At 73.2% G+C, this 21,737-nt stretch carries 28 protein-coding genes; 9 read left to right on the top strand and 19 right to left on the bottom strand.

What is annotated here, in order from left to right:
• Positions 1-61 precede the first annotated feature (61 nt).
• The 4 genes from msrB to ACLJOU_RS22845 all read right to left on the bottom strand — a co-directional run bounded on the left by msrB (position 62) and on the right by ACLJOU_RS22845 (position 3,339).
• On the bottom strand, positions 62-499 hold the full coding sequence (gene msrB, locus ACLJOU_RS22830; RefSeq protein WP_410569726.1) for a peptide-methionine (R)-S-oxide reductase MsrB: 438 nt from the start codon (positions 497-499) through the stop codon (positions 62-64).
• Positions 500-518: 19 nt separating this feature from the next.
• Positions 519-824 carry a hypothetical protein gene (locus tag ACLJOU_RS22835; protein WP_410569727.1) on the bottom strand — a complete coding sequence of 102 codons (306 nt, stop codon included), beginning with the start codon at positions 822-824 and terminating at the stop codon, positions 519-521.
• A gap of 53 nt (positions 825-877) precedes the next feature.
• Positions 878-2,557 carry a protein kinase domain-containing protein gene (locus ACLJOU_RS22840; protein WP_410570278.1) on the bottom strand — a complete coding sequence of 560 codons (1,680 nt, stop codon included), beginning with the start codon at positions 2,555-2,557 and terminating at the stop codon, positions 878-880.
• Between the two features lie 119 nt (positions 2,558-2,676).
• On the bottom strand, positions 2,677-3,339 hold the full coding sequence (locus ACLJOU_RS22845; protein WP_410569728.1) for a TVP38/TMEM64 family protein: 663 nt from the start codon (positions 3,337-3,339) through the stop codon (positions 2,677-2,679).
• A 45-nt stretch (positions 3,340-3,384) separates the two neighbouring features.
• On the opposite strand from ACLJOU_RS22845, the gene ACLJOU_RS22850 reads away from it, so the two are divergent.
• Positions 3,385-4,401 carry a DNA polymerase domain-containing protein gene (locus ACLJOU_RS22850; protein ID WP_410569729.1) on the top strand — a complete coding sequence of 339 codons (1,017 nt, stop codon included), beginning with the start codon at positions 3,385-3,387 and terminating at the stop codon, positions 4,399-4,401.
• A 4-nt stretch (positions 4,402-4,405) separates the two neighbouring features.
• On the opposite strand, the gene ACLJOU_RS22855 is transcribed toward ACLJOU_RS22850, so the two are convergent.
• Positions 4,406-4,912: a hypothetical protein gene (locus ACLJOU_RS22855; protein ID WP_410569731.1), complete on the bottom strand. Its 507-nt coding sequence runs from the start codon at positions 4,910-4,912 to the stop codon at positions 4,406-4,408.
• A 451-nt stretch (positions 4,913-5,363) separates the two neighbouring features.
• Between ACLJOU_RS22855 and ACLJOU_RS22860 the strand changes: the two genes are divergently transcribed.
• Both ACLJOU_RS22860 and ACLJOU_RS22865 read left to right on the top strand, forming a co-directional pair.
• Positions 5,364-5,756 (top strand): DUF6221 family protein, encoded by a 393-nt coding sequence (locus ACLJOU_RS22860; protein ID WP_410569733.1) that lies wholly within the window; start codon positions 5,364-5,366, stop codon positions 5,754-5,756.
• 36 nt (positions 5,757-5,792) lie between these two features.
• Entirely contained in the window at positions 5,793-6,785 is a 993-nt protein-coding gene (locus ACLJOU_RS22865; RefSeq protein ID WP_410569734.1) for an LLM class flavin-dependent oxidoreductase, read from the top strand.
• Between the two features lie 58 nt (positions 6,786-6,843).
• Here ACLJOU_RS22865 and ACLJOU_RS22870 read toward each other — a convergent pair whose 3' ends face one another.
• Together ACLJOU_RS22870 and ACLJOU_RS22875 are read right to left on the bottom strand one after the other, a co-directional pair.
• Positions 6,844-7,500, bottom strand: a complete 657-nt coding sequence (locus tag ACLJOU_RS22870; RefSeq protein ID WP_410569736.1) for a maleylpyruvate isomerase N-terminal domain-containing protein — start codon at positions 7,498-7,500, stop codon at positions 6,844-6,846.
• A 19-nt stretch (positions 7,501-7,519) separates the two neighbouring features.
• On the bottom strand, positions 7,520-9,073 hold the full coding sequence (locus ACLJOU_RS22875) for a PucR family transcriptional regulator (protein WP_410569738.1): 1,554 nt from the start codon (positions 9,071-9,073) through the stop codon (positions 7,520-7,522).
• A gap of 118 nt (positions 9,074-9,191) precedes the next feature.
• On the opposite strand from ACLJOU_RS22875, the gene pruA reads away from it, so the two are divergent.
• Both pruA and ACLJOU_RS22885 read left to right on the top strand, forming a co-directional pair.
• A complete protein-coding gene (gene pruA, locus ACLJOU_RS22880) occupies positions 9,192-10,820 on the top strand; it encodes an L-glutamate gamma-semialdehyde dehydrogenase (protein WP_410569740.1) in 1,629 nt (542 codons plus the stop codon).
• A gap of 13 nt (positions 10,821-10,833) precedes the next feature.
• A complete protein-coding gene (locus ACLJOU_RS22885) occupies positions 10,834-11,763 on the top strand; it encodes a proline dehydrogenase family protein (RefSeq protein ID WP_410569741.1) in 930 nt (309 codons plus the stop codon).
• 60 nt (positions 11,764-11,823) lie between these two features.
• Here the strand turns inward: ACLJOU_RS22885 and trxA are convergent, their stop codons facing one another.
• The gene (gene trxA / locus ACLJOU_RS22890; protein ID WP_410569743.1) at positions 11,824-12,195 is read right to left on the bottom strand and encodes a thioredoxin; all 372 of its coding nucleotides are present in this window, start codon (positions 12,193-12,195) and stop codon (positions 11,824-11,826) included.
• An 85-nt stretch (positions 12,196-12,280) separates the two neighbouring features.
• Here trxA and ACLJOU_RS22895 point away from each other — a divergent pair, with 85 nt between their 5' ends.
• The 4 genes from ACLJOU_RS22895 (at position 12,281) to ACLJOU_RS22910 (ending at position 14,667) form a co-directional block, all read left to right on the top strand.
• Complete coding sequence (locus ACLJOU_RS22895) at positions 12,281-12,523, top strand: DUF2630 family protein (protein WP_086838301.1); 243 nt, start codon at positions 12,281-12,283, stop codon at positions 12,521-12,523.
• A gap of 137 nt (positions 12,524-12,660) precedes the next feature.
• Positions 12,661-13,071, top strand: coding sequence for a YciI family protein (locus ACLJOU_RS22900; RefSeq protein WP_410569744.1), 411 nt, complete (start codon positions 12,661-12,663; stop codon positions 13,069-13,071).
• Between the two features lie 11 nt (positions 13,072-13,082).
• Positions 13,083-13,520 (top strand): VOC family protein, encoded by a 438-nt coding sequence (locus ACLJOU_RS22905; RefSeq protein ID WP_410569746.1) that lies wholly within the window; start codon positions 13,083-13,085, stop codon positions 13,518-13,520.
• Positions 13,521-13,524: 4 nt separating this feature from the next.
• Entirely contained in the window at positions 13,525-14,667 is a 1,143-nt protein-coding gene (locus ACLJOU_RS22910; RefSeq protein ID WP_410569747.1) for an RNA polymerase sigma factor, read from the top strand.
• A gap of 156 nt (positions 14,668-14,823) precedes the next feature.
• Here ACLJOU_RS22910 and ACLJOU_RS22915 read toward each other — a convergent pair whose 3' ends face one another.
• From ACLJOU_RS22915 to ACLJOU_RS22965, 11 genes are all read right to left on the bottom strand, one after another.
• A complete protein-coding gene (locus ACLJOU_RS22915) occupies positions 14,824-16,371 on the bottom strand; it encodes an alpha/beta hydrolase (RefSeq protein WP_410569749.1) in 1,548 nt (515 codons plus the stop codon).
• Positions 16,372-16,441: 70 nt separating this feature from the next.
• Complete coding sequence (locus tag ACLJOU_RS22920) at positions 16,442-17,521, bottom strand: ATP-dependent DNA ligase (RefSeq protein ID WP_410569751.1); 1,080 nt, start codon at positions 17,519-17,521, stop codon at positions 16,442-16,444.
• Between the two features lie 27 nt (positions 17,522-17,548).
• On the bottom strand, positions 17,549-18,148 hold the full coding sequence (locus tag ACLJOU_RS22925) for an alkaline shock response membrane anchor protein AmaP (RefSeq protein ID WP_410569753.1): 600 nt from the start codon (positions 18,146-18,148) through the stop codon (positions 17,549-17,551).
• Positions 18,145-18,681, bottom strand: a complete 537-nt coding sequence (locus tag ACLJOU_RS22930) for a DUF6286 domain-containing protein (RefSeq protein WP_410569755.1) — start codon at positions 18,679-18,681, stop codon at positions 18,145-18,147. The genes ACLJOU_RS22925 and ACLJOU_RS22930 overlap by 4 nt, the downstream gene beginning before the upstream one ends.
• Positions 18,682-18,683: 2 nt before the next feature.
• Positions 18,684-19,031, bottom strand: coding sequence for a hypothetical protein (locus ACLJOU_RS22935; RefSeq protein WP_410569757.1), 348 nt, complete (start codon positions 19,029-19,031; stop codon positions 18,684-18,686).
• The gene (locus ACLJOU_RS22940; RefSeq protein WP_043781197.1) at positions 19,028-19,204 is read right to left on the bottom strand and encodes a hypothetical protein; all 177 of its coding nucleotides are present in this window, start codon (positions 19,202-19,204) and stop codon (positions 19,028-19,030) included. Before ACLJOU_RS22940 ends, ACLJOU_RS22935 begins: the two co-directional genes overlap by 4 nt.
• 61 nt (positions 19,205-19,265) lie before the next feature.
• The gene (locus ACLJOU_RS22945; protein WP_410569758.1) at positions 19,266-19,469 is read right to left on the bottom strand and encodes a hypothetical protein; all 204 of its coding nucleotides are present in this window, start codon (positions 19,467-19,469) and stop codon (positions 19,266-19,268) included.
• Positions 19,466-19,903 carry an Asp23/Gls24 family envelope stress response protein gene (locus ACLJOU_RS22950; RefSeq protein WP_410569760.1) on the bottom strand — a complete coding sequence of 146 codons (438 nt, stop codon included), beginning with the start codon at positions 19,901-19,903 and terminating at the stop codon, positions 19,466-19,468. Before ACLJOU_RS22950 ends, ACLJOU_RS22945 begins: the two co-directional genes overlap by 4 nt.
• Before the next feature lie 81 nt (positions 19,904-19,984).
• Complete coding sequence (locus ACLJOU_RS22955; RefSeq protein ID WP_410569762.1) at positions 19,985-20,404, bottom strand: hypothetical protein; 420 nt, start codon at positions 20,402-20,404, stop codon at positions 19,985-19,987.
• Complete coding sequence (locus ACLJOU_RS22960; protein ID WP_410569763.1) at positions 20,404-20,958, bottom strand: RNA polymerase sigma factor; 555 nt, start codon at positions 20,956-20,958, stop codon at positions 20,404-20,406. Before ACLJOU_RS22960 ends, ACLJOU_RS22955 begins: the two co-directional genes overlap by 1 nt.
• The gene (locus ACLJOU_RS22965) at positions 20,955-21,695 is read right to left on the bottom strand and encodes a pyrimidine reductase family protein (RefSeq protein ID WP_410569765.1); all 741 of its coding nucleotides are present in this window, start codon (positions 21,693-21,695) and stop codon (positions 20,955-20,957) included. Before ACLJOU_RS22965 ends, ACLJOU_RS22960 begins: the two co-directional genes overlap by 4 nt.
• Positions 21,696-21,737 lie beyond the last annotated feature (42 nt).

The raw sequence follows: 21,737 nt of genomic DNA on the forward strand, positions 1-21,737 counted from the left end.
CTCGTCCGTGTGCGGAGACTACGTTCGAGGGAGGGCGGGTGGTTGCTCGCTTAAGGGAGATTTAGGACTGCGGGTTCTCCGGCTCGGACACCAGCTTCAGCGAGATCGAGTTGATGCAGTACCGCTGGTCGGTCGGGGTCGGGTAGCCCTCGCCCTCGAAGACGTGCCCGAGGTGGCTGTGGCAGGAGCCGCAGAGCACCTCGATCCGCTTCATGCCCATCGACCGGTCTTCGCGCAGCAGCACGGCGTCGGAGTCGGCCGGGTCGTAGAACGACGGCCAGCCGCAGTGGCTCTCGAACTTCGTGTCGCTGCGGAAGAGCTCGGCACCGCACGCGCGGCATGCGTAGACGCCGGTGGTCTTGGTGTCGGTGTACTCACCGGTGAACGGCCGTTCGGTCCCCGCCTGGCGGAGCACGGCGTACTCGTCGGGGCTGAGCTGCGCCCGCCATTCCTGCTCGGACTTCACGACGCGCGGGGTCGCGCCGACAACGGGTTTCATACCTTTCACCCGATCCACGTTACGCCGCGAGCCAGGCGAGGGCGTGCACGACGATGTCCCATGCGGTCACGATCACGCCCAGCACGATGAGCACCACGATCAGGGCCGCCACCCAGTACCGCAGGCCGCCGAGCCGGTTGCTGGAGTCGGCGAAGTCGGCGACGCCGTCGAGGGCGGCTTCGATGGTGAAGTTCGGACCGCACCGCTCGATGCGGTCGAGGTGCTCGGCGAACGCGCGCGCCTCCGGGTCGTACGGGTCCAGGCCGACCAGGTCCTCGTGGAAGCGAGGATTCTGGCCCGGCAGCGAAGCTCCGTCGTCGGCCATGCCACCACGGTAGGCCATCCGGCCCGCTCAGCCCACCGGACGCGCGTTACGTCTCACTGCCCGCTGGTGGACGCGCCGAGCTTGGTGTCGCTGTCGATCAGCATCTGGCCGCCGACCATCACGATCCGGTAGCCGTTGCGGGTGCCGTTGACGGTGAGGTTCATCGTGATCGAACCGTCGGAGTTCGAGCCACCGCTGTCGGCACGGGCGCTCTGGTAGTTGACGACCTTGTTGCTGGCCCAGTAGTCGGCGAACGCCTGCTCACTGCCGTAGACCTGCTGCGCCGCGGGGGTGAGCTTCGACCAGCTGCCGGCGGGGTTGTCGTAGAACGCGGTGATCGCCCTGCCGGCGGCACCGAAGTCGGTGATCTTGCTTTCCGAGGCGGTCTTGCCGAGAGCGGCGGGCACATTCGTCCCACTGCTCTGGCCGCTCTTCGGCGTGCTCAGGCCCGTGGTCGGCTGCGGTTTCGGCGACTGGGCGACCTGGTTGCCGCCGGAACCGCCGTTGCCCGAGTTCAGGACCAGGAACACGATCACCGCGACCACGACGACCGCCGCGCCCGCCCCGGCGAACAGCGCGTACTTGCGCTTGTTGTCCGGCTTCGGGGTGTTCGACGAGTACTGCGGGGCCCTGGCCGTCGGCGCGGCCGCGGGCATCGGTCTGGGCGGGGTGTTCGGCGGGGCGGCCGGGGACCGCATCGGCATGAACGCCGCCGTCGGGCGCGGCGGGTTCGGCGGTGTCTTGTTCGAGGCCTTGTTCGACGAGGCGTTGTTCGCCGACGCGGGCGTGCCGACCGGCGGGGAGGACGGCGCCTTGCCGGCCGTGCGCTGCCACGGCGGCCGCTCACCGTCGTCGGTGGCCGCGGGGGCGGCGGGCTTGCGGCCCCCGCCGCCGGAAAGCAGCGGCGGCGACGCCGTCATGCCGCCCGGCTCGGTCCGGGCCAGCGCGGCCAGCCGCTCGCGGGCCTCGGCCATGCTCGGCCGCTCGCCCGGCTCGCTGCGCAGCAGGCTCATCAGCAGCGCGGTGGCCGCCCCCGCCTGCACCGGCGGGTTGATCTGGCCGTTCGCCGCCGCGTAGAGCAGCGCGAGCTGGTTGGTCGTGTTGCCGTACGGCGTGGTGCCCTCGATCGCCTGGTAGAGGGTCGCGCCGAGGGCGAAGACGTCGGAGCTGGGCACCGGGTCGGCGCCGCGGGCCAGTTCGGGCGCCAGGTACGCGGGTGTGCCGCCGATCAGGCCGGTCGCCGTCAGCGTCATGTCGCCGGCCGCGCGGGAGATGCCGAAGTCGGTGATCTTCGCGGTGCCGGTCTCGTCGATGAGGATGTTGCCCGGTTTGACGTCGCGGTGCACGATCCCGGCGCGGTGGGCGGCCACCAGCGCGGACGCGACCTGCTCGCCGATCCGGGCGACCCGGCCGAGCGGGAGGGTGCCCTCCTCGGCGAGGATCGTGGAGAGGCTGGGCCCGTTCAGGTACTCCATCACCAGGCACGGGTCGCCGTTGTGCTCGGCGATGTCGAAGACCACGATGGCGTTCGGGTGCTGGAACCGGGCGGCGTTCTTCGCCTCGCGCATCGCGCGCTGGCGCATGTTGTCGCGTTCGGTCTCCGACACTCCCGGCTGCGGCAGGATCTGCTTGATCGCGACGGTGCGTTCGAGGCGCACGTCGGTCGCGCGCCACACGACACCCATGGCACCGCTACCAATGTGCTCGACGAGGCGGTAGTGCCCCGCGATCAGCTGACCGGTGTCGATGGCGACTGCTCCTGACGAAATTCCCGGTGGTGGTGGCCCTGCTCAGCGCGTTACCGCTTCGCGCACCCGATCGAGTGTAGCGGTCGGCCGCGCCGGAGTTCGCGTCAGCCAGCCGGTCCGGCGGGCTGCGCTTCGGCGGGTGCCCGCTTCTTGAACACCTTGACCAGGCCGATCGCTCCGGCCAGCGCGAACACGCCGTAACAGGCGAGCAGCGCGGGCGGCGTGTCACCGGTCAGGGCGTCGCCGAGGACGACCACGGCGACCGTGCCGGGCACGCTCCCGAGCAGCGTACCGGTCAGGTACGGGACGAGCCGCACCGAGGACACCCCGCAGAGGTAGCTGAACGGCGCGAAGGGCACCACCGGGATCAGCCGCAGCGACGTGATCGCGAGGACGCCGCCGCCGGAGAGCCGGTCGTTGACCGTGCGGACGGCCGACCGGTGCAGGTGCCGGGTGACCAGGTCGCGGCCGAGCAGACGGGCCAGGCCGAAGGAGAGGGCCGCGGCGATCGTGGTGGCGACCAGGCCGATGGTGATGCCGGCCGCGGTGCCGACGAGCAGGCCGGCGGCGAGGTTGAACACCGTCCGCGGGACGGGCGCCACGGTCAGCAGCGAATACGCGACGAGCAGGACGAGCGGGGTGGCGGGGCCGGTGGCGGCGGCCCAGGCGCGCAGTTCGGCCGGCCCCGGGATCGGCAGCAGCACCGCGGCCGCCGCGAAGACGGCGAGCACGGCGAGCGCGACGATCAGCTTGGTGCGGCCGGACACCCGCTCCAGCCTACCGGCCGGGTCCGCAGCCGCTAGCGTGGCCGCATGCCCAAGCACGGTGACCCGGTCGAGTACGAGGTGGGCGGCCGCACGGTCCGCGTCACGAACCCGGACAAGGTGTACTTCCCCCAGCGCGGCATCACGAAGCGCCAGGTCGTGGAGCACTACATCACGGTGGGCGCCCCGCTGCTGCGCGCGATCGGCGAGCGGCCGACGACGCTGAAGCGGTACGTCGACGGCGTCGAGGGCGAGTGGTTCTACGCCAAGCGCGTGCCCAAGGGGGCGCCTTCGTGGGTGTCGACGGCCGAGATCACGTTCCCGTCGGGCCGAAAAGCCGCGGAGGTGTGCCCGACCGAGCCCGCGGTGTTCGCGTGGGCGGCCAACCTGGGCACGTTCGACTTCCACCCGTGGCCGGTCCGCCGCGCCGACGTCGACCACCCGGACGAGCTCCGCATCGACGTCGACCCGCCGGACCGGGCGGGCTTCGCGGACGCGGTCGAGGTGGCGCTGGTGGTCCGCGACGTCCTGGCGGACGCGGGCCTGACGGGCCGGCCGAAGACGTCCGGTGGCCGCGGGGTGCACGTGCTGGTCGGGATCCGCCCGGAGTGGGACTTCGTCGCGGTCCGCCACGCGGTGATCGCCCTGGGCCGCGAGGTCGAGCGGCGGATCCCGGACAAGGCGACGATCTCCTGGTGGAAGGAGGAGCGCGGCGGCCGCGTGTTCCTGGACTACAACCAGGCGGCCCGCGACCGGACGGTGGCGTCGGCGTGGTCGGTCCGCGGAACCCCGCGGGCGACGGTGTCGACGCCGCTGACGTGGGACCTGCTGGGCGAAGTGGACGCGGACGACTTCGACGTGCTGACGATCCCGGGGTTCCTGGCGGAGTACGGGGACCTGCACGCGGGGATGGACGAGGAAGCGTTCGGCCTGGAGACGGCGCTGGAGTGGTACGAGCGGGATCTGCGTGACCGGGGTCTGGGTGATCTGCCGTACCCGCCGGACTACCCGAAGATGCCGGGGGAGCCGAAGCGGGTCCAGCCGAGCAAGGCCCGGCCCGACTGAGGGGTCACGGCTTGCGGCAGCTGACCGCGGTGACGGTCGCCTTCGGGGCGACCTTGCCGTTCTTGGTGCTCATGATGGTGCGGTCGACGCGGTAGGAGCTGCCGCCCTGGGCGTAGGCGGTCTCGATGAGCTCCCCCGACGTGTCTCCCGAGATGCTGTAGGTGATGTCGCACTCCCAGAGCAGTGTGCTTGCGCCGAGCGCGTTGAGCTTGGGCTCGACGACCACGTTGCAGCCCGCCGAGCCGAAACACTGCTTCGACTGGATGGCCAGGTCGACCGAGTAGTCCTTCGCCGTCGGCTGGGGCAGCGCCGGTTCCGTCGTCGTCGGAACGGCGAAGGCGGGGATCGACGGGCTGGTCGTGGGTCCGGCGGCGTCGCGCGGCCGCACGGTGCCGTCGGCGGAGATCCACGTGCCGCCCGGTCCGGCACACGGGGCTTGCTGCGCCTTGTCCAGGCACGGGCCGGCGGTGGTCTTGCCGAACGTGAGAGCCAGCACGACGCCAACGGCCAAGGCGGCCACCACGGCGATCGCGCCGACGACCCACGGCCACTTCCTGCGCCGGGGCCGGGGAGCGGCCGGCGGGAGTACGGCATCTGCGGGCCGGGCGCGACCGGAACGGACATATCGACTTCCGTGACTCTGTACTGCCGACAGACGCGGCAGTCGAGCCGGGCGTTACGCGGGTGCGCCGATGAGATCTCACCTCGCCCGAGCTGTAACCACGGCCACAGCGGCGGCGGCGGTCACCGAATCGGTGGCGTGGCAGGCAATTCCGTTCCGCCGAAAAGACGAATGCGAACGCGCAGTGATCACGCAGGCGCCCGCTGTCGCCTTTCGGGTCACAAATGTTGCACGGCCCATGCTGATATCACGATCTTGGTCTCCGACGGCGTAACGTGCGGTCCCGGATCGACGACTCCCCGGGGCCATCGGGGGGCGGGTTCGAGGAAGGAGGCCGTTCGTGGACGACCTGATCGCTTTCCTCGCGGCGCGCGTCGGCGCGCGGCAGGCGTTGATCATGCAGGCCGTCAACAAGGCCAAGACCGGTGAGGCGATGAACCGCGGCGAGACCAAGGTCGCCGTGGAGCAGAAGATCCGCGGGCTCACCGATCTCGAACTCGACGTCGTCAACCAGATGATCAACGAGATCGAGGCGACGCGGCGGATCCTGCTCGCCCACCGCACCACCGTGTCGGAGAAGGTGCCCGGTTTTCCGCTCTACGGCAGCGAATACTGGTGTGACACCTGCCACGTGCCCGCCGACGAAGCCGGCTCCAACTGGTGCCTCACGCTGCGCCTGCTGGCCCTGCCCTACGCCGACCACCCGGAGTACAGCGAGCGCTGGCGGCCCTGACGGGAATCCCGCCGGACGGCGGGCGTTGCACCCGGCGTGAGGTTCTCCGTGCTCGACCGGTCGCCGGTGCGGCGCGACCGCGGGCCCGCGCAGGCGCTGCGGGACACCGTCGCGTTCGCCGCCGATGCGGAACGGCTGGGCTACCACCGGTTCTGGGTGTCCGAACACCACGGCGTGCCCGGGGTCGCCGGGTCCGCGCCGACCGTGCTGGCCGCGGCCGTCGCGGGGGCGACGAGCCGGATCCGCGTCGGCACCGGCGGGGTGATGCTGCCGAACCACCGGCCGCTGGTCGTGGCGGAGCAGTTCGGCGTCCTGGAAGCGCTGCACCCCGGCCGGATCGACATGGGCCTCGGCCGGTCCGTCGGCTTCACCCGCGGCGTCCGATCGGCGCTGGGGCACGGCAAAGAGGCCGCCGACGACTTCGGCGCGCAGGTCCGCGAACTGCTCGGGTTCTTCACCGGCGACCACGCCTACCCGGGGGTGCACGCCTACCCGGCCGAAGGCCTGCACGTGCCGCCGTTCCTGCTGGCCACCGGGTCCGGTGCGGACCTCGCCGCGGAACTCGGGCTGCCGCTGGTCATCGCCCCGGTGCGCGGCGAGCGGGCCTTGGCCGAGGCGGTGTCGCGCTACCGGGACGGGTTCCGCCCGTCCGAGTGGGCGCGCGAACCGTACGTTGTGGTGTCGACGGCGATCGCCGTGGCGGACTCGGCGGCCGACGCGCGCCGGTTGCTCGTCTCGGAGGCCTGGGCGACGGTCTACTCGCGCTCCCACGGGGTCTTCCCGCCCCTGGAGCCGCCCGGCGACGTCCTCGCGGCACCGATGACCGACCGCGAACGACGGCGCCTCGAGGAGACTTTGGACGGTCAGATCTCGGGCACCCCGGCCGAGGTGGCGGACCGGCTGGGCCGGTTGACCGAGCCGACGGGCGCGGCCGAAATCCTCGTGACAACGGCGGCCCACGACCCGTCCGCGCGGTTCGATTCTTTCGCCGCATTGGCCCGGTTGGCCGAACTGCCCACTCCTGCGTAAAACGCTTTCCTGGTTCGCGGATATCGCGTCGGAGAATTACGGCGACGCAATTCCCGTGTCACCCGAGCACCAGCGGCAATCGATCGGCCAGCGGACCCAGCGCCGCCGCCTCCGCCTCGGTCGGCGCGCGCCGACCGGTCGCCACCCGCAGGACGTCTTCGTCCGGCATCGACGGCGGGAACTGCGCGCCCGCGATCTCCGCCAGCATCAGCCGGGTCCGCGCCAGCCCGTCGGCCGGCGGCCCCGCCGCCGACGGCACGTGCGCCACCAGGTCCAGGTGGTGCACCGTCCACTCCAGCACGTACGCCGCCAGGTAGCCGCCCGCCGTCAGGACCATCTCCTGCGTCGACACCCGCATGCCCGGGTCGGCCAGGTCCGCCGCCCGGCCCGCCGCCGAACCCACGTCGTCGAGGTGGAACTTCAGCAGCGCCGGGTCCTCGTACGCCGCCGCCAGCCGGACGATCAGCGCCGACAGCGGGTCGTCGCCCGCCGGTGGCTCGGAGGACACCGCCCAGTACGTGATCGCGTCGTGCGTCACCGCCGAAGACGCCGGGGTCGCCAGGGTGATCAGCACGTCCTGCGCGTCGATCACCAGGTGGCAGACCAGGTCCCGGATCAGCCAGCCCCGGCAGCCCGACGGCTTGGCGAATTCAGCGTCGGGGAGGGCGGCGACCGCGGCACGCAACGCCGCCCACGTGCGCGAGAAGAGCTCCACGCCCGCGAAGCTAGCAGCGTCAGAGCCGCAGCTGCAGCTCCGTGAGCAGGCGCTGCGCGGGGTCGTCGAAGTCCACCCCGGACACCTCGGCGGCCCGCCGGACGCGGTAGCGGACCGTGTTCGGGTGAATGTTCAGCACGCGGGCCGCCGCCCGGACGTCCCCGAAGGCGTTCAGCCACGCCAGGACTGCGGGCACCAGGATGCCGCCGTGCTCGGCGTCGTGCTCCACCAGCGCCGTCAGCCGCGGGTCGCGGATCCGCGGCTGCGAACCCAGGTACGCCAGCACCTCCGACAGCAGCACCTCGGCGCGGACGTCGGCCAGCGAGGCGACGTCCGCGGCCCAGTGCCCGCGCGTCATCGCGGCCAGGACGCGGTCGGCGTCACCGCGGGACGCCGCGGCCTCCGACAGCCGGGGCACGACGCCGCCGAGCGCCGCGCGGACCGGGACGTCCAGGTGACGGCGGGCCGTGGCGGCGATCTCGCGGGCCAGCGCCAGCACCGCCGCGTCCGAGTGCTCGGGCAGGTCCGGCAGCAGCGCGTAGACGCGGCCGCCGATCACGCTCACCAGTGCGCTGCGCCGGTAGGCCGCGGTGTGCACGGCGATCAGGTGGACCAGCTCGGCCCGGCGCAGCTGCCGGTGGCCGGACCGTTCCAGGGAGAACGCCAGCACCTGAGCGGGCCGGGCCGGGTCCGCGCCGATGTCGTCGGCGACGGATTCGGCGTCCAGCCGGCCCTCCAGGAGGCTGACCAGCAGGTCTTCGCGCAGCCGCAGCTCCGGGCTGGGCAGGGTGCGGGCGCGGATCAGCTGCGGCGCGAGGGCGCGGCTCGCGCCGAGCAGGGCCGTCTCGGCCCGTTCGGTGAGCGGCTGCGCGCCCTCCTGGACCCAGATCGTGCCGAGCGGCTGCTTGCCCGCGTGGATACCCGCGGCGATGCGGCGGCGGATGCCGAGCTCGGGCCGCTCGTCGATCCGGACGATCCCTTCGCCCGCGCGCAACCGCTGGTAGACCCCCCATTCGCGGAGCATCGCGAGGTAGCGTTCCGGGCCTTCACGGCCGAGGATCGACAGCCGCCGCAGCTCGTCGACCTCGTCGCCCGCGCGCGAGTAGGCGAGCACGCGGTTCGCCGTGTCTTCGATGCTGACCAGGCCGCCGGTGAGCGTCGCAATCGTCTGCGCCAGGGCGAACAGGTCGCCGAGCACCTCCCCGCTGGCCGCCTCGCCACCCGCGCGGGCGGCCTCGACGACCCCGCGGGCCAGCGCTTCGACCTGCTCCCAGCGTGCCTCCGCGCCGACCGTGAGGAGCGCGACGCCCGCGTCGGCGGCGACGTCGGCGCCCGTCGCGTCCTTGACCGCCACCGCGGCCGCGCCGCCGCGCCCGGCGGCGCGGATGGCGGGGGCCGCCGCCCGGCCGCGGGCGCCGATCACCAGCACCAGGTCGCCCGGGGAGGCCTCCAGGGGGTCCTCGGGGTCCATGATCACGACGTCGGTGACCGGCACGCCGAGGCCGTGCGGGGCCACCACCACCTCGACGAGCGGCTCGCCCAGGGTCGCCAGGACGTGGCGCAAGGACGTCACGGCAGTGTTATCCGACCGGCCAAGATCACGTGGCCGATTTTAGCCGATCGCACAAGCCGCCGACACGTGTCCGGAGTTACCGTTCGGGGCATCAGGACTACAGAGCAGAGGAGCCGCCGTGGACGCCGTCACCCAGACCCCCGCCCCGAAGAACGAGCCGGTGCTCACCTACGCGCCGGGCAGCGCCGAGCGCGCGGAACTCGAGGGTGCGCTCAAGCGGCTGGGCCAGGCGGATCCGATCGACCTGACCGCCACCATCGGCGGCCGGCAGCGCCCCGGCGGCGGCGAGCGGATCGACGTCGTCCAGCCGCACAACCACGCGCACGTCCTCGGCACCATCCACAGCGCCACGCAGCAGGACGCGACCGACGCCATCGCGGCCGCCGCGAAGGCCGCCCCGGAGTGGCGCGCGCTGTCCTACGACGACCGCGCCGCCATCCTGCTGCGCGCCGCCGACCTGCTGACCGGCAAGTGGCGCGCCACGCTGAACGCCGCCACCATGCTCGGCCAGTCCAAGACCGCGACCCAGGCCGAGATCGACTCCGCCTGCGAACTCGCCGACTTCTGGCGCTTCAACGTCGAATTCGGCCGCCGCATCCTCGCCGAGCAGCCGATCAGCTCGCCGGGCGTGTGGAACCGGATGGAGCACCGGCCCCTCGAAGGCTTCGTCTACGCGATCACGCCGTTCAACTTCACCGCGATCGCCGGCAACCTGCCGACCGCGCCCGCGCTGATGGGCAACACCGTGCTGTGGAAGCCGTCGCCGACGCAGTCGTTCGCCGCGCACCTGACCATGCGGCTGCTCGAAGAGGCGGGGCTGCCGCCGGGCGTGATCAACCTGCTGCCGGGCGACGGCAAGGCCGTCTCCGAAGTCGCCCTGACCCACCGCGACCTGGCCGGCATCCACTTCACCGGCTCGACCGCGACCTTCCAGCACCTGTGGGGCACGGTCGGCGCGAACATCGCGGGCTACCGCGGCTACCCGCGGCTGGTCGGCGAGACCGGTGGCAAGGACTTCGTGCTCGCGCACGCCTCCGCCGACGTCGACGTCCTGCGCACCGCGCTGGTCCGCGGCGCCTTCGAATACCAGGGCCAGAAGTGCTCCGCCGCTTCTCGCGCGTACATCCCGCGCAGCGTCTGGAACGAGCTGAAGGACGGCCTGGTCTCCGAGACCGAGGCGCTGTCCTACGGCGACGTCACCGACCTGTCGCACTTCGGCGGCGCGGTCATCGACCGGCGCGCGTTCACCAAGCACGCCGAGCTGTTCGACCGGGTGAAGAACGACGCTTCGGTGGAGATCCTGACCGGCGGCACCGCCGACGACGGCGTCGGGTACTTCGTCAAGCCGACGATCCTCGTGTCGGACGACCCGAAGCACGAGATCTTCTCGACCGAGTACTTCGGCCCGATCCTGTCGGTGTACGTCTACGAGGACGGCGGCTTCGACGACGTCCTGGAGCTGATCGACTCCTCCGCGGCGTACGCGCTGACCGGCGCGGTCATCGCCAACGACCGGCTCGCCGTCGCCAAGGCCGACGCCGCGCTGAAGTTCTCCGCGGGCAACTTCTACGTCAACGACAAGCCCACCGGCGCCGTCGTCGGCCAGCAGCCGTTCGGCGGGGCGCGGGCCTCCGGTACCAACGACAAGGCCGGCTCGATCTTCAACCTGCTCCGCTGGACGAGCCCCCGCTCGGTCAAGGAGACCTTCGTGCCGCCGACCAGCGTGCGCTACCCGCACCAGGGCTGAGAGGGAGATCGTCATGCTGCGTGCCCCGCTGCTCGCCGCCGCCCGGTCCACCGGCATCCGGCGGCTGGTCGAGGCCGTGCCCGCCACGCGGTCCGTGGTGCGCCGGTTCGTCGCCGGGTCCGGGACCGCCGACGCCGTCCGGGTGGCCGGGGAACTGGCCGCCGACGGGCGCCGGATCACCCTCGACCACCTGGGCGAGGACACCACCGACGCCGCGCAGGCGGCGGCCACCGTCGCGGCCTACGAAGCCGTGCTGTCGGCGCTGGCCGCGGAAGGCCTGGCCGAGGGCGCGGACGTCTCGGTGAAGCTGTCGGCGGTCGGGCAGTTCCTGCCGTCGAACGGCGAGGACGTCGCCTTGGAGAACGCCCGCAAGATCTGCGCGGCGGCCGAGGCGGTCGGCGCCACCGTGACGCTCGACATGGAGGACCACACCACCACGGACTCGACGCTCGGCATCCTGCGCGAGCTGCGCGGCGAGTACCCGTGGGTGGGCGCGGTGCTGCAGGCCTACCTGCGGCGCACCGAGCAGGACTGCCGGGAGCTGGCCGGGCCGGGTTCGCGGGTGCGGCTGTGCAAGGGCGCCTACGCCGAGCCGGAGTCCGTGGCGTTCGCGGAGAAGTCCGAAGTGGACAAGTCCTACGTCCGCTGCCTGCGCGTCCTGATGGCCGGCCGGGGCTACCCGATGGTGGCCTCGCACGACCCGCGGATGATCGAGATCGCCGCCGCGCTGGCCGAGGAGAACGGCCGGACCGACGACGACCACGAGTTCCAGATGCTCTACGGCATCCGGCCGGAGGAGCAGCAGCGGATCGCCGCGTCGGGGGCGCGCATGCGCGTCTACGTGCCCTACGGCGACGAGTGGTACGGCTACTTCATGCGGCGGCTGGCCGAGCGGCCGGCGAACCTGGCGTTCTTCCTGCGCGGGCTCGCGACGAAGTCCTGACCGTCCCCCGGACACGACGAAGGCCGCCCCGCGGGGGCGGCCTTCGTCGTGTGGTGGTGGTCAGGCCTGGTCGGCCTCGGCTTCGGCGGTCTTGCGCTTGACCTCGTCCATGTCGACCTCGCGGGCCTGCTTGATGAGGTCCTCGAGCGCGGCTTCGGGCAGCGCGCCCGGCTGGGCGTAGATCAGCGTCTTGTCCCGGATGATGGCCAGCGTCGGGATCGAGCGGACGTCGAAGGCGGCCGCGAGCTGCTGCTGCGCTTCGGTGTCGACGCTCGCGAACACGATGTCCCCGTGCTTCTCGGAGGCCTTCTCGTAGACCGGCGCGAACTGGCGGCACGGCCCGCACCAGCTCGCCCAGAAGTCGATCAGGACGAACTCGTTGTCGGTTACCGTCTGGTCGAAGTTCTCGGCGGTCAGCTCAACGGTGCTCATGCCCTGGTCAACGATCCGGACCGGGCGGGAATTCCCGGGGCCGGGGTAGCGTCTGTCCCCGAGCACCTGCGACAAGGAGGAACAGATGGCCGACGGCGAGATCCTGGGCCGGATCGACGAGCTGATCGCGGAGGAGCACGAGCTCCGGTCGCGCTCGGTCGGCGTGGGGCTGAGCGGCGGCGACAAGGACCGCCTCACCGCGGTCGAGCAGCAGCTCGACCAGTGCTGGGACCTGCTGCGCCAGCGGCGCGCGAAGGCGGAGTTCCACGAGAACCCGGACGAGGCCGCGGCGCGCCCGGTGTCGGAGGTCGAGTCCTACCGGCAGTAGGTCCGGCTTCGCGGCCGTCCCGGCGATGGGGCGGCCGCGAAAAAACCTTCCGGCGGGATGTCGAGAACCCCGAACCGGGTCCGTCCCCGGGGTGGAAGCGGCCAGAATGGGCCGTCCGACACCGAGGGAGCACCACGATGGCCAAGTACCTGTTGCTCAAGCACTACCGCGGCGCACCGGCCCCGGCGAACTGCGACACGACCATCGACCAGTGGACGCCGGAGGAGATCCGGGCGCACGTGCAGTACATGCGGGACTTCGGGGACAAGCTCGTCGAGACCGGCGAGTTCGTCGAGCACCAGGCGCTCGCCCCGGAGGGCACGTTCGTCCGCTACGACGGCGAGGGACGGCCGCCGGTCACCGACGGCCCCTTCCCCGAGACCAAGGACCTCATCGCCGGCTGGACGGTGATCGACGTCGACAGCTACGAGCGGGCCCTCGAGCTGGCCGCCGAGCTGTCGGCCGCGCCCGGCCCGAACGGGGAGCCGATCCACGAGTGGCTCGAGCTGCGCCCGTTCCTGGCGGCGCCGCCCACCATCACGGAATGACGGGGACCCCGATGGTTCTGCCACGGCTGGAGCACGTCGGCATCGTCGTCGCCGACCTCGAGGCCGCGAAGGCGTTCTTCACCGCGCTCGGCCTCGAGGTGGCGGGGGAGATGTCGGTCGAGGGCCGGGCGGTCGACCGGATCGTCGGGCTCGGCGGCGTCCGGTCCGACATGGCGATGCTGCGGACACCGGACGGCCACGGTCAGCTCGAGCTGATCCGGTACCGGGCACCTTCGAGCCCGCGCGGGGACTCGGAGGCGCCGTCGAACGCGCCCGGGCTCCGGCACATCCTGTTCGAGGTGGCGGACATCGAAGGCGTCCTGGCGCGCCTGCGGCCGCACGGCGGGCAGCTCGTCGGCGAGCTGGTGGAGTACGAGGACAGCTTCAAGCTCTGCTACGTCCGCGGCCCCGAGGGGATCATCGTCGAGCTGGCCGAGCGGATCGGCTGACGCCGTGGACGAAGCCCTGCTCCGGAGCCTCACCCCGGGCGTCCTGGCGATCCTCGTCCGCCGCGGGGCCGACTTCGCGGCGGCCGAGGACGCCGTCCAGGAGGCGCTGGTCGAGGCGCTGCGCGTGTGGCCGGCCGACCCGCCGCGCGACCCCAAGGGCTGGCTGGTCACCGTGGCGTGGCGCAAGTTCCTCGACATGTCCCGGGCGGACGCCGCCCGCCGCAAGCGCGAGGACGTCGTCGAGGCCGAGGTGGCGCCCGGGCCCGCGGCGGCCGTGGACGACACGCTCCAGCTGTACTTCCTGTGCGCGCACCCGTCGCTGACGCCGTCATCCGCGGTGGCGCTGACGCTGCGGGCCGTCGGCGGGCTCACGACCCGGCAGATCGCGCAGGCGTACCTGGTGCCCGAGGCGACCATGGCCCAGCGCATCAGCCGGGCCAAGCGGACCGTGTCCGGCGTGCGGTTCGACCAGCCCGGCGACGTCGCGACCGTGCTGCGCGTGCTCTACCTGGTCTTCAACGAGGGCTACTCCGGGGACGTCGACCTCGCCGCCGAGGCGATCCGGCTGACCCGGCAGCTCGCGGCGTCGATCGACCACCCGGAGGTGGCCGGCCTGCTCGCCCTGATGCTGCTGCACCACGCCCGGCGCGCCTCGCGGACGACGGAGAGCGGCGGCCTGGTCCCGCTGGCCGAGCAGGACCGGTCCCGGTGGGACACGGCGTTGATCGCCGAGGGCGTGGCCGTCCTGCAGCGGGCGCTGTCCCGCGACCGGCTGGGGGAGTTCCAGGCCCAGGCGGCCATCGCGGCCCTGCACGCCGACGCGCCGGACGCGGCGGAGACCGACTGGGTGCAGATCGTCGAGTGGTACGACGAGCTGGTACGCCTCACCGGCAGCCCGATCGTGCGGCTCAACCGCGCGGTCGCCGTCGGCGAAGCGGACGGGCCGCGCGCGGGCCTCGCGGCGCTGGCGGAGCTGGACCCGGCCCTGCCCCGCTACGCGGCCGTGTCGGCCTACCTCCACGAGCGCGACGGAGACCTCACGACCGCGGCGAAGCTCTACGCCGAGGCCGCGGCGAAAGCGTCCAGCCTCGCCGAGGTCGACCACCTCACCCGCCAAGCCGCCCGCCTCAACACCCGCCACCCGTGATCGAACGGCCGACACGCGTGATCCCAGAGTCGACACGCGTGATTGGAGGGTCGACACGCGTGATTGGAGGGTCGACACGGCATCGATGCCGTGTCGACCCTCCAATCACGTGAGATGACCCTTCAATCACGGGTGCTGACCCTTCCGTCACGTCGGTCAGGCGGGGCAGAGGGTGCCGTCGGCGGGGATTTTGCCGTCGATCAGGAAGGCGCGGGCCGCGTCGGTGACGCAGGGGGAGGCGCCGAGGGCGCCGTGGCCCGCGCCCTGCCAGGTGATCGTCACCGCGGACGGCATCTGGTCGGCCGCGCGGGTGCTGCCGACCTGGGGGGTCACTGGGTCCGTCGCGGTGGCCGCGACCAGGATCGGCGGGGCGCCGGGCGCGCCCGGCGCCGGCAGCGGCTCGGTGCGCACCGGCCAGGGGCCGCACCAGGCCAGCTGCTGGGCGACGACCGCGCCGAACTGCGGGTACTTGCCGCGCATTCCGGCCACGACCTGGTCGAGCTGGTCGGCCGAAAGCCGGGTCTGGCTGTCGTTGCAGCGGGTCGCGATCGTCGCGTCGATCCGCGACGGCTGGGCGCGCGCGTCGTGCAGCACCGGCGCGACGAACGCGGACAGGGGGCCGATGTCGCCGGCGCGGGCGGCGGCGATCGCGTCGGCCAGCTCCGGCCACCGCGAGCGCTGCGAGAGTCCCGTGTAGACGGCGAACACCGCGACGCCGGGGCCGAACGCGACACCGTCGGCGGTCGAGGGCGCGCTGCGCCGCAGCTGGTCGGTGAGCGCCGGGAGCGCCGCCTTGGGGTCGCCGAGTGCGCAGTGCCGAGCCGCGCAGTCCGCGGCGAAAGCGTCCCAAGTGGACTGCGCGCCGGCGGCGACCGCGTCGAGCACCGCGGCGGTGTCGGCGCCCGGGTCAGGCACCCCGTCGAGGACCATGCGCCCGACCTGCGCCGGGAAGCGGACCGCGTACTCGGCCAGCACCTTCGAGCCGTCGCCGTGGCCGAGCGCGTCGAGCCGTTCCATGCCGAGTTGCTTGCGCAGCTCGTCGAGGTCGCCCGCGCCGCGCCAGCTGTCCAGCGCGGTCTGGGAGTCGTCGAGTTCGATGGCGCACTGCTGGCCGGCCTTGCGGGCCGCGTCGAGCACGTCGGCCAGCCCGCCCTGCGCGGGGTCGGCGTCGATGAGGTCGTGCCGGATGTCGGGCGGGACGCACTGGGCGGCCCCGGACAGCCCGGTGCCGCGCCGGTCCAGCCCGATCAGCGAGAACTTCTCGAGGAACGCCGGCGGCAGCGTCGCGGCCAGCCGCGCGGCGTACACGCTGCCCGGATCGCCGTCGACGTCGTTGACCACGACCAGCGGCACCGGCCCGGTGCCGGCCTTCAGCGCCAGCAGCCGCACCACCGAACGCCGCGGCTCGCCGGGCGCGTCGAGCGGCGCGGTGACGCGGGCGCAGGTGAAGTGCAGGCTGTCCGGCACGGCGGGGGTGCCGACGCGCTGGCGCGTGTCGTCGTCGCAGTCGGCCCACTTCAGCGTCGGCGACTGCGGCTCGCCCAGCGGCGGCAGCGGCACCCCGGGGGTGCGGGTGGGTGTGCTGCCGGCCGGCTTCCCGTCGTTCTCGACCAGCGCCGGGCGGACCGACGGCCCGGCGGCGCAGCCCGCGGCCGAGGCCAGGGCGAGCAGCGCGACCAGGAGACGGGTACGGGCGCGGCGCACGGGCAGGGTCCTCACGTCGAACGTCGATCACGGCCGGACCGAGCTTCGCACGGCCGGTGTGGGACGCGGGTTAGCGGGTCCGCACGACCTGGCCGCGGAAGACGGCGTCGAGGTCGTAGCGGGCCGGCTCGTCGAGCTGGCCGTAGTCGCACGACGCCGGCTCGCGGTCCGGGCGCCACCGCACGAACCGCGCGTTGTGCCGGAACCGCGACGGCATCCCGCCTTCGGTGTTCTCGTAGGCGACCTCGACGACGCGTTCGGGCCGCAGCGGCACCCATTCGTGCTCGGTCGCGCGCCAGCGGGTGATGCCGCCGGGGATGCGCTGGGCCTCGCCGGTGGCCCGGCCGCCCCAGGGGTGGTCTTCGCCGTCGGTGACCAGCGGCGCCAGCTCTTCGGCCAGCTCGCGGCGGCGTTCCTTGGGGAACGACCCGACGGTGCCGACGTGGTGCAGCACGCCCTGTTCGTCGTGCAGGCCGAGCAGGAAGGAGCCGACGAGTTCGCCCGGGCCGCCGTCGACGTGCCAGCGCAGCCCGGCGAGCACGCAGTCGGCGGTGCGCAGGTGCTTGTACTTGAGCATCGCCCGCTTGCCGGGCGTGTAGGGCTCGTCCAGCGGCTTGCCGATGACGCCGTCCAGGCCGGCGCCCTCGAAGAGCTCGAACCAGTGCCGGGCGGTTTCCGGGTCGGTGGTGGCCGGGGTGAGCGGGAACCGGTCGCCGGCCAGCTCGGCCAGCCTGTCCCGGCGCACGGACGTCGGCTCGTCGAGCAGGGAATCGCCGTCGAGCGCGAGGACGTCGAAGGCGACGAACTCGGCGGGCTGTTCGGCGGCCAGCAGCGTGATCCGGCTTTCGGCGGGGTGGATGCGTTCGGTGAGGGCGTCGAAGTCGAGCCGCCCGTTCTTGGCGACGACGAGTTCGCCGTCGAGCACCACCCGCGGCGGCAGGATCTCCAGCAGCCGCGCGACGGCCTCCGGGAAGTACCGGTTGAGCGGCTTTTCCGCGCGCGACTGCAGGTACAGCTCGTCGCCGTCGCGGAAGACGATGCAGCGGAAGCCGTCCCACTTCGGTTCGAACAGCAGGCCCCCGGAGTCCGGGATGGCCTTGGCGGGCTTGGCGAGCATCGGCTTCAGCGGCGGCTGCAGCGGTAGGGGCATGCCCCGCATTCTGCGGAAAACCCCGGCTCAGCGCACGCGTTTGGCCGGGCTCGTGTCGAGTTCCATGCGGACCGCCGTGGGCAGCGACGCCAGGCCGAGCGAATCCCGCGCCCTGGTCAGCACCTGCGTGTCCAACCCGGACCACACCCCCTTGAGGTCGGTGCCTTCGTGCAGCCACAGGGTGATGCGCAACGCCGGAGAAGTGCGGGAGCCGACCGCGCGGACGCGGGCGCGGCTGACGCCGTCGAGCCGCTCCGCGTCCGCCTGGACCGCGCCGGCGATCGCGGCCGCCGTCACCACCAGTTCCGCGCCGTCGGTGCGGTCGAGGTCCAGGTCGGGGCGCCGTTCCGGGCGCAGGGAGCGCACGGCCCACCCCAGCCCGAGCACGAACAGCAGCACGCCGAGCACGATCGCGGCGATGCGGGCCGGTGTCGCGTGGCTGCCGAGCCAGTCCACGGCGATCGGGTCGAGGAGCGGGCGGCGGCCGCGGAACTGCCCGAGCCCGCCGAACCCGACCACCAGGGCCAGCGCCCCGCCCGCGAAGGCGAGGAGCCCGACCAGGAACGTCAGCGTGCGTTCTCCCGTGTACGAACGGGAAAGGGCCTTCGCGGCGATCGTCCTGCTCATCGGCGGTCCTTCGGCGAGTCGACGACGACCGTCACCTTCGGCCGCCGCACCAGGGGGAGCTCGTCCAGCAACGCGGACACCGTGGCGAGCAGGCGCGGCCGCAGCTCGCCCTCGGTCTCGAGGGTGCTCTTCGCGCGGACGCGGACGCGGCGGGCGCTCGCGGTGACCGACGCACCGGCGACGTTGTCCTGCGCGCGCACGGTCAACCCGACCAGCCGGGCCAACGACCGCGGGGACGTCGAAACGCTCACGTCGCCGGCCGGGTCGGTCAGCCGCACCGCGCGGTTGCCGGCGGCGAGCGCGCACACCACCAGGACCAGGCCCGCGGCGGCGACCACGCCGGCCCCGACGCGCACCGCGTAGGCGTCCCAGCCCAGCGACGCCAGCCCAGCCTGCCAGCGCGGCCACGGCACGAGCAGCGGTGCCGAGCCCGGGCGCCACCAGTGCCAGCCGACCTCCAGGGCAAGCAGCGCCCCGGCCGCCGCGAAGGCCAGGCCGAGCAGGGTGGCGAGGATGCGGACGAACGGGCGCACGGCTACCGCACCCTCGGTGCGGGGGCGGGCAGCAGCGCGGACACCGTCACGGCCAGGGTCCGCACGCGGTAGCCGGTGATCAGCTCGACCTCTTCGGCCACCCTGGCGCGCACGTCGCCGACGACCGCGCGGACCGCGGCCGGGTAACGCAGGGCGAGCTCCAGCCCGAGGTCGACGTCGTTGTCGTGGCCGCCGACCTTCGCCTTCGGGCCCTTGCCCTCGCGCGCGGTGCCGGGCACCTGGGCCGCCGCGTGCTGCGCGACCTTGCGGACGACCGCGTGCCCGATGGTGAGACTGCCGCGCTCGCCCGGTTCGGCGAGCTCACGCGGTACGTCGAGGGCGGGGCTCACTTGTCGCGGCCCTTGCCGAACAGCTCGCCGAGGTCGAGTTCGCCGTCGAGCACCCGGCCGGCGACGAGGCCGATGATCCCGAGGGCCAGCGTCACCAGGAACGCGGTGAACCCCTGGGTCGCGGCCAGGCCGAGGATCAGCCCGGCCAGGAGCCCGGTCTGCGTTGCGTTCACATGTCCTCCTTGGACTGGGACTGGGACTGGGACTGGGACGGGTGGGACTGGGACGGGTCGGTCACCGCACGCGTGACGGGCGGCGGCGGAAGCGGGTGAGCAGCGCCCGCACCCCGCGGCGGCGGGCGACGAACGTCACCGGCGCGTCGAACCGGGACCCGGGTTGCCGGAACCGCGCCAGCCCGGCGGCGAACACCGCCGGATCGCCGCCCACGTCCGGGTGGTGCGTGCGGACGAACGCCCGGAAGGCCGCGCGGTCGGTCATTCCACGCGCGTGGACTCGGGTTCTTCCTCGCCCGGCAGGAAGATGTCGTTGACCGCGATGTTGACCTCGATCACCTCGAGGCCGGTGATCTGCTCGACCGCGGTGATCACGTTGCGCCGGACCGCGCGGGCGACGTCGGTGATGCGGGCGCCGTAGTCGACGACGACGTCGAGGTCGATCGCGGTCTGCTTCTCGCCGACCTCCACCGACACGCCGGTCGTGGTGACCGTGCCGGAGCCGGGGATCCGCTCGCGCAGGGCGCCGATCGCGCGGGACACCCCGCCACCGCCCAGCGTGTGGACGCCGGCGATCTCGCGGGCGGCCAGGCCGGCCACCTTCTGCACGACCAGCGAGGAGATCGTGGTGCGGCCGGCGGCGCCTTCTTCGTTGAGCGGCGTGACCGTGCCGGGGCTTTCGGTCCGTTCCGGGTACATGCGTGCGGGCTCCTCTCGGCGGGTTCTCGCCCATACGATGCCCTCGGGGCCGGAACCCTCACGCAAGGTCACTCGATCGGGCTAATTGGCCTCGCGGTGGACGTCCACGACGTGCACGTTCACGATCGTCGCGGCCCCCAGCTGCCGCGACAGCTCCGCGGTCAGGGCCCGCCGCAGCGTCTCGGCGGCTTCGTCGGCCACCACGCCGAACCGGACGGACACCAGCACCTGCACGACGCCGTCTTCGACCGCGACGGCCGAAACCAGCACGCCGTCCGGGGCCCGCTCGGCGGCGATCGTGCGGGCGAGCCGGTCGACGACGCCTTCGGTGACGCGCAGCCGGCCCGTCCCGCCGGGCACGTCCACCGCGGTCCGGCGGCCGCGCGCGACCGCCCGCAGCACGCGGTCGACCAGGCCCGGCGGGGTGGGCACCCGGCGCCGGGCCGCGGCGCGCACGGCGTCCCAGCGGGGATCGGACTCGGGATCCTCTGGCTCGGCCATCACCGCTCCCTCAACTCGGCGAGCAGCGCCACCCTGGCCCGGTGCAGCCGGGAACGCAAGGCGCCGACGTTGACGTCGAGCACTTCGGCGACTTCTTCGTAGCTCAGCCCCTCCAGTTCGCGCAGTACGAGCGGCACGCGCTGGGACACCTCGAGCCTGCCGACCGCCCGCAGCACGGCGTCGACCTCTTCGGCCCGCACGACGCGGCCTTCGGGTCCGGGCACCGCCGCGGCGAGCAGTGCGCTGTCCACAGTGGACTGCGGATCGGGGTCGTCGAGCGAGACGGTCGGACGGCGGCGGCGCAGTACGGCGAGCGCGCTGTTGGTGACGACGCGGTAGAGCCACGTCGACACCGCCGACTCCCGCCGGAACCCGGCGAGGGACCGCCACGCGGCCAGCCACGCCTCCTGCACGACGTCCTCGGCCTCGGCCGCGCTGCCGGTGATCCGCAGCGCGACCCGGTACATCCGGGGCGTGTGCTCCCGCACCAGCGCGCCGAACGCGGTGTCGTCGCCGTCCGCGGCCCTGGCGAGCAGTTCGGCGTCGTCGCTCACCCGGCGTCCCGGCGGTAGCGCAGGAGCGTGAAGCCGTCCTCGACGAGGATCGACGCGAGCGCGAGCCGGCGCGGCACGGCCGGGGCGGCCCCGGCGGCGATCCGGCCCGCGGTGCCGGCCACCAGCAGCGGCGCGACGGTCAGGCACAGCTGGTCCACGAGGTCGGCGGCGACGAGCCGGGCGAAGAGGCCGGGGCCGCCTTCGCAGTCGATCCGGCGCAGGCCGCGGGCGGCGAGCAGGTCGAGGGCACGCGGGAGGTCGACGTCGTCGGTGCCCGCGCGCAGGACCTCGGCACCCGCGGCTTCGAGCGCGCGCGTGTCGGCGGTGTCCGTGGTCACCACGATCGGGGGCACGACGGTCTCGGTGAACAGCCGCGCAGCCGGGTCCAGGTCGGCGGTGCGCGTCACGACGGCGATGGGCGGGACTCCGGCGAACCCCAGCCGGCGCCGGCGCTCCAGGCGTTTCGGGCCCGCGACGACCCCGCGGTAGTCCTCGGCGCGGGCGGTCCCGGCGCCGACCAGGACGACGTCGGCGAGGTCGCGGCCGAGCAGGAAGACCCGGCGGTCGGCGGCGTGCGACAGCCCCGCGGACGTCGTGTCGACCTCGACGGCGCCGTCGGCGGACGCGACGAAGTTGACCTGCACCCAGGGCCGATCCACGTCTTCCGGATAGGCGTAGAGCTCTTCGAGGTCCGAACCGGTCAACTCGCCCGTCCGTTCGGGCCACACACTCTGCACCCGATCATCCCAACACGAGCGTGAATCACGTCTCTACCGGGG

Origin of the sequence: Amycolatopsis sp. cmx-4-61 (assembly GCF_046548775.1) — a bacterium.
In the GTDB taxonomy this organism is placed as follows: domain Bacteria; phylum Actinomycetota; class Actinomycetes; order Mycobacteriales; family Pseudonocardiaceae; genus Amycolatopsis.

Coding starts and splice junctions, on each gene's coding strand:
- msrB (WP_410569726.1), bottom strand. CDS start 499: ATGAAACCCGTTGTCGGCGCGACCCCGCGCGTCGTGAAGTCCGAGCAG.
- ACLJOU_RS22895 (WP_086838301.1), top strand. CDS start 12,281: ATGGCCGACGGCGAGATCCTGGGCCGGATCGACGAGCTGATCGCGGAG.
- ACLJOU_RS22920 (WP_410569751.1), bottom strand. CDS start 17,521: ATGCCCCTACCGCTGCAGCCGCCGCTGAAGCCGATGCTCGCCAAGCCC.
- ACLJOU_RS22850 (WP_410569729.1), top strand. CDS start 3,385: ATGCCCAAGCACGGTGACCCGGTCGAGTACGAGGTGGGCGGCCGCACG.
- trxA (WP_410569743.1), bottom strand. CDS start 12,195: ATGAGCACCGTTGAGCTGACCGCCGAGAACTTCGACCAGACGGTAACC.
- ACLJOU_RS22835 (WP_410569727.1), bottom strand. CDS start 824: ATGGCCGACGACGGAGCTTCGCTGCCGGGCCAGAATCCTCGCTTCCAC.
- ACLJOU_RS22925 (WP_410569753.1), bottom strand. CDS start 18,148: ATGAGCAGGACGATCGCCGCGAAGGCCCTTTCCCGTTCGTACACGGGA.
- ACLJOU_RS22905 (WP_410569746.1), top strand. CDS start 13,083: ATGGTTCTGCCACGGCTGGAGCACGTCGGCATCGTCGTCGCCGACCTC.
- ACLJOU_RS22885 (WP_410569741.1), top strand. CDS start 10,834: ATGCTGCGTGCCCCGCTGCTCGCCGCCGCCCGGTCCACCGGCATCCGG.
- ACLJOU_RS22955 (WP_410569762.1), bottom strand. CDS start 20,404: ATGGCCGAGCCAGAGGATCCCGAGTCCGATCCCCGCTGGGACGCCGTG.
- ACLJOU_RS22900 (WP_410569744.1), top strand. CDS start 12,661: ATGGCCAAGTACCTGTTGCTCAAGCACTACCGCGGCGCACCGGCCCCG.
- ACLJOU_RS22945 (WP_410569758.1), bottom strand. CDS start 19,469: ATGACCGACCGCGCGGCCTTCCGGGCGTTCGTCCGCACGCACCACCCG.
- ACLJOU_RS22950 (WP_410569760.1), bottom strand. CDS start 19,903: ATGTACCCGGAACGGACCGAAAGCCCCGGCACGGTCACGCCGCTCAAC.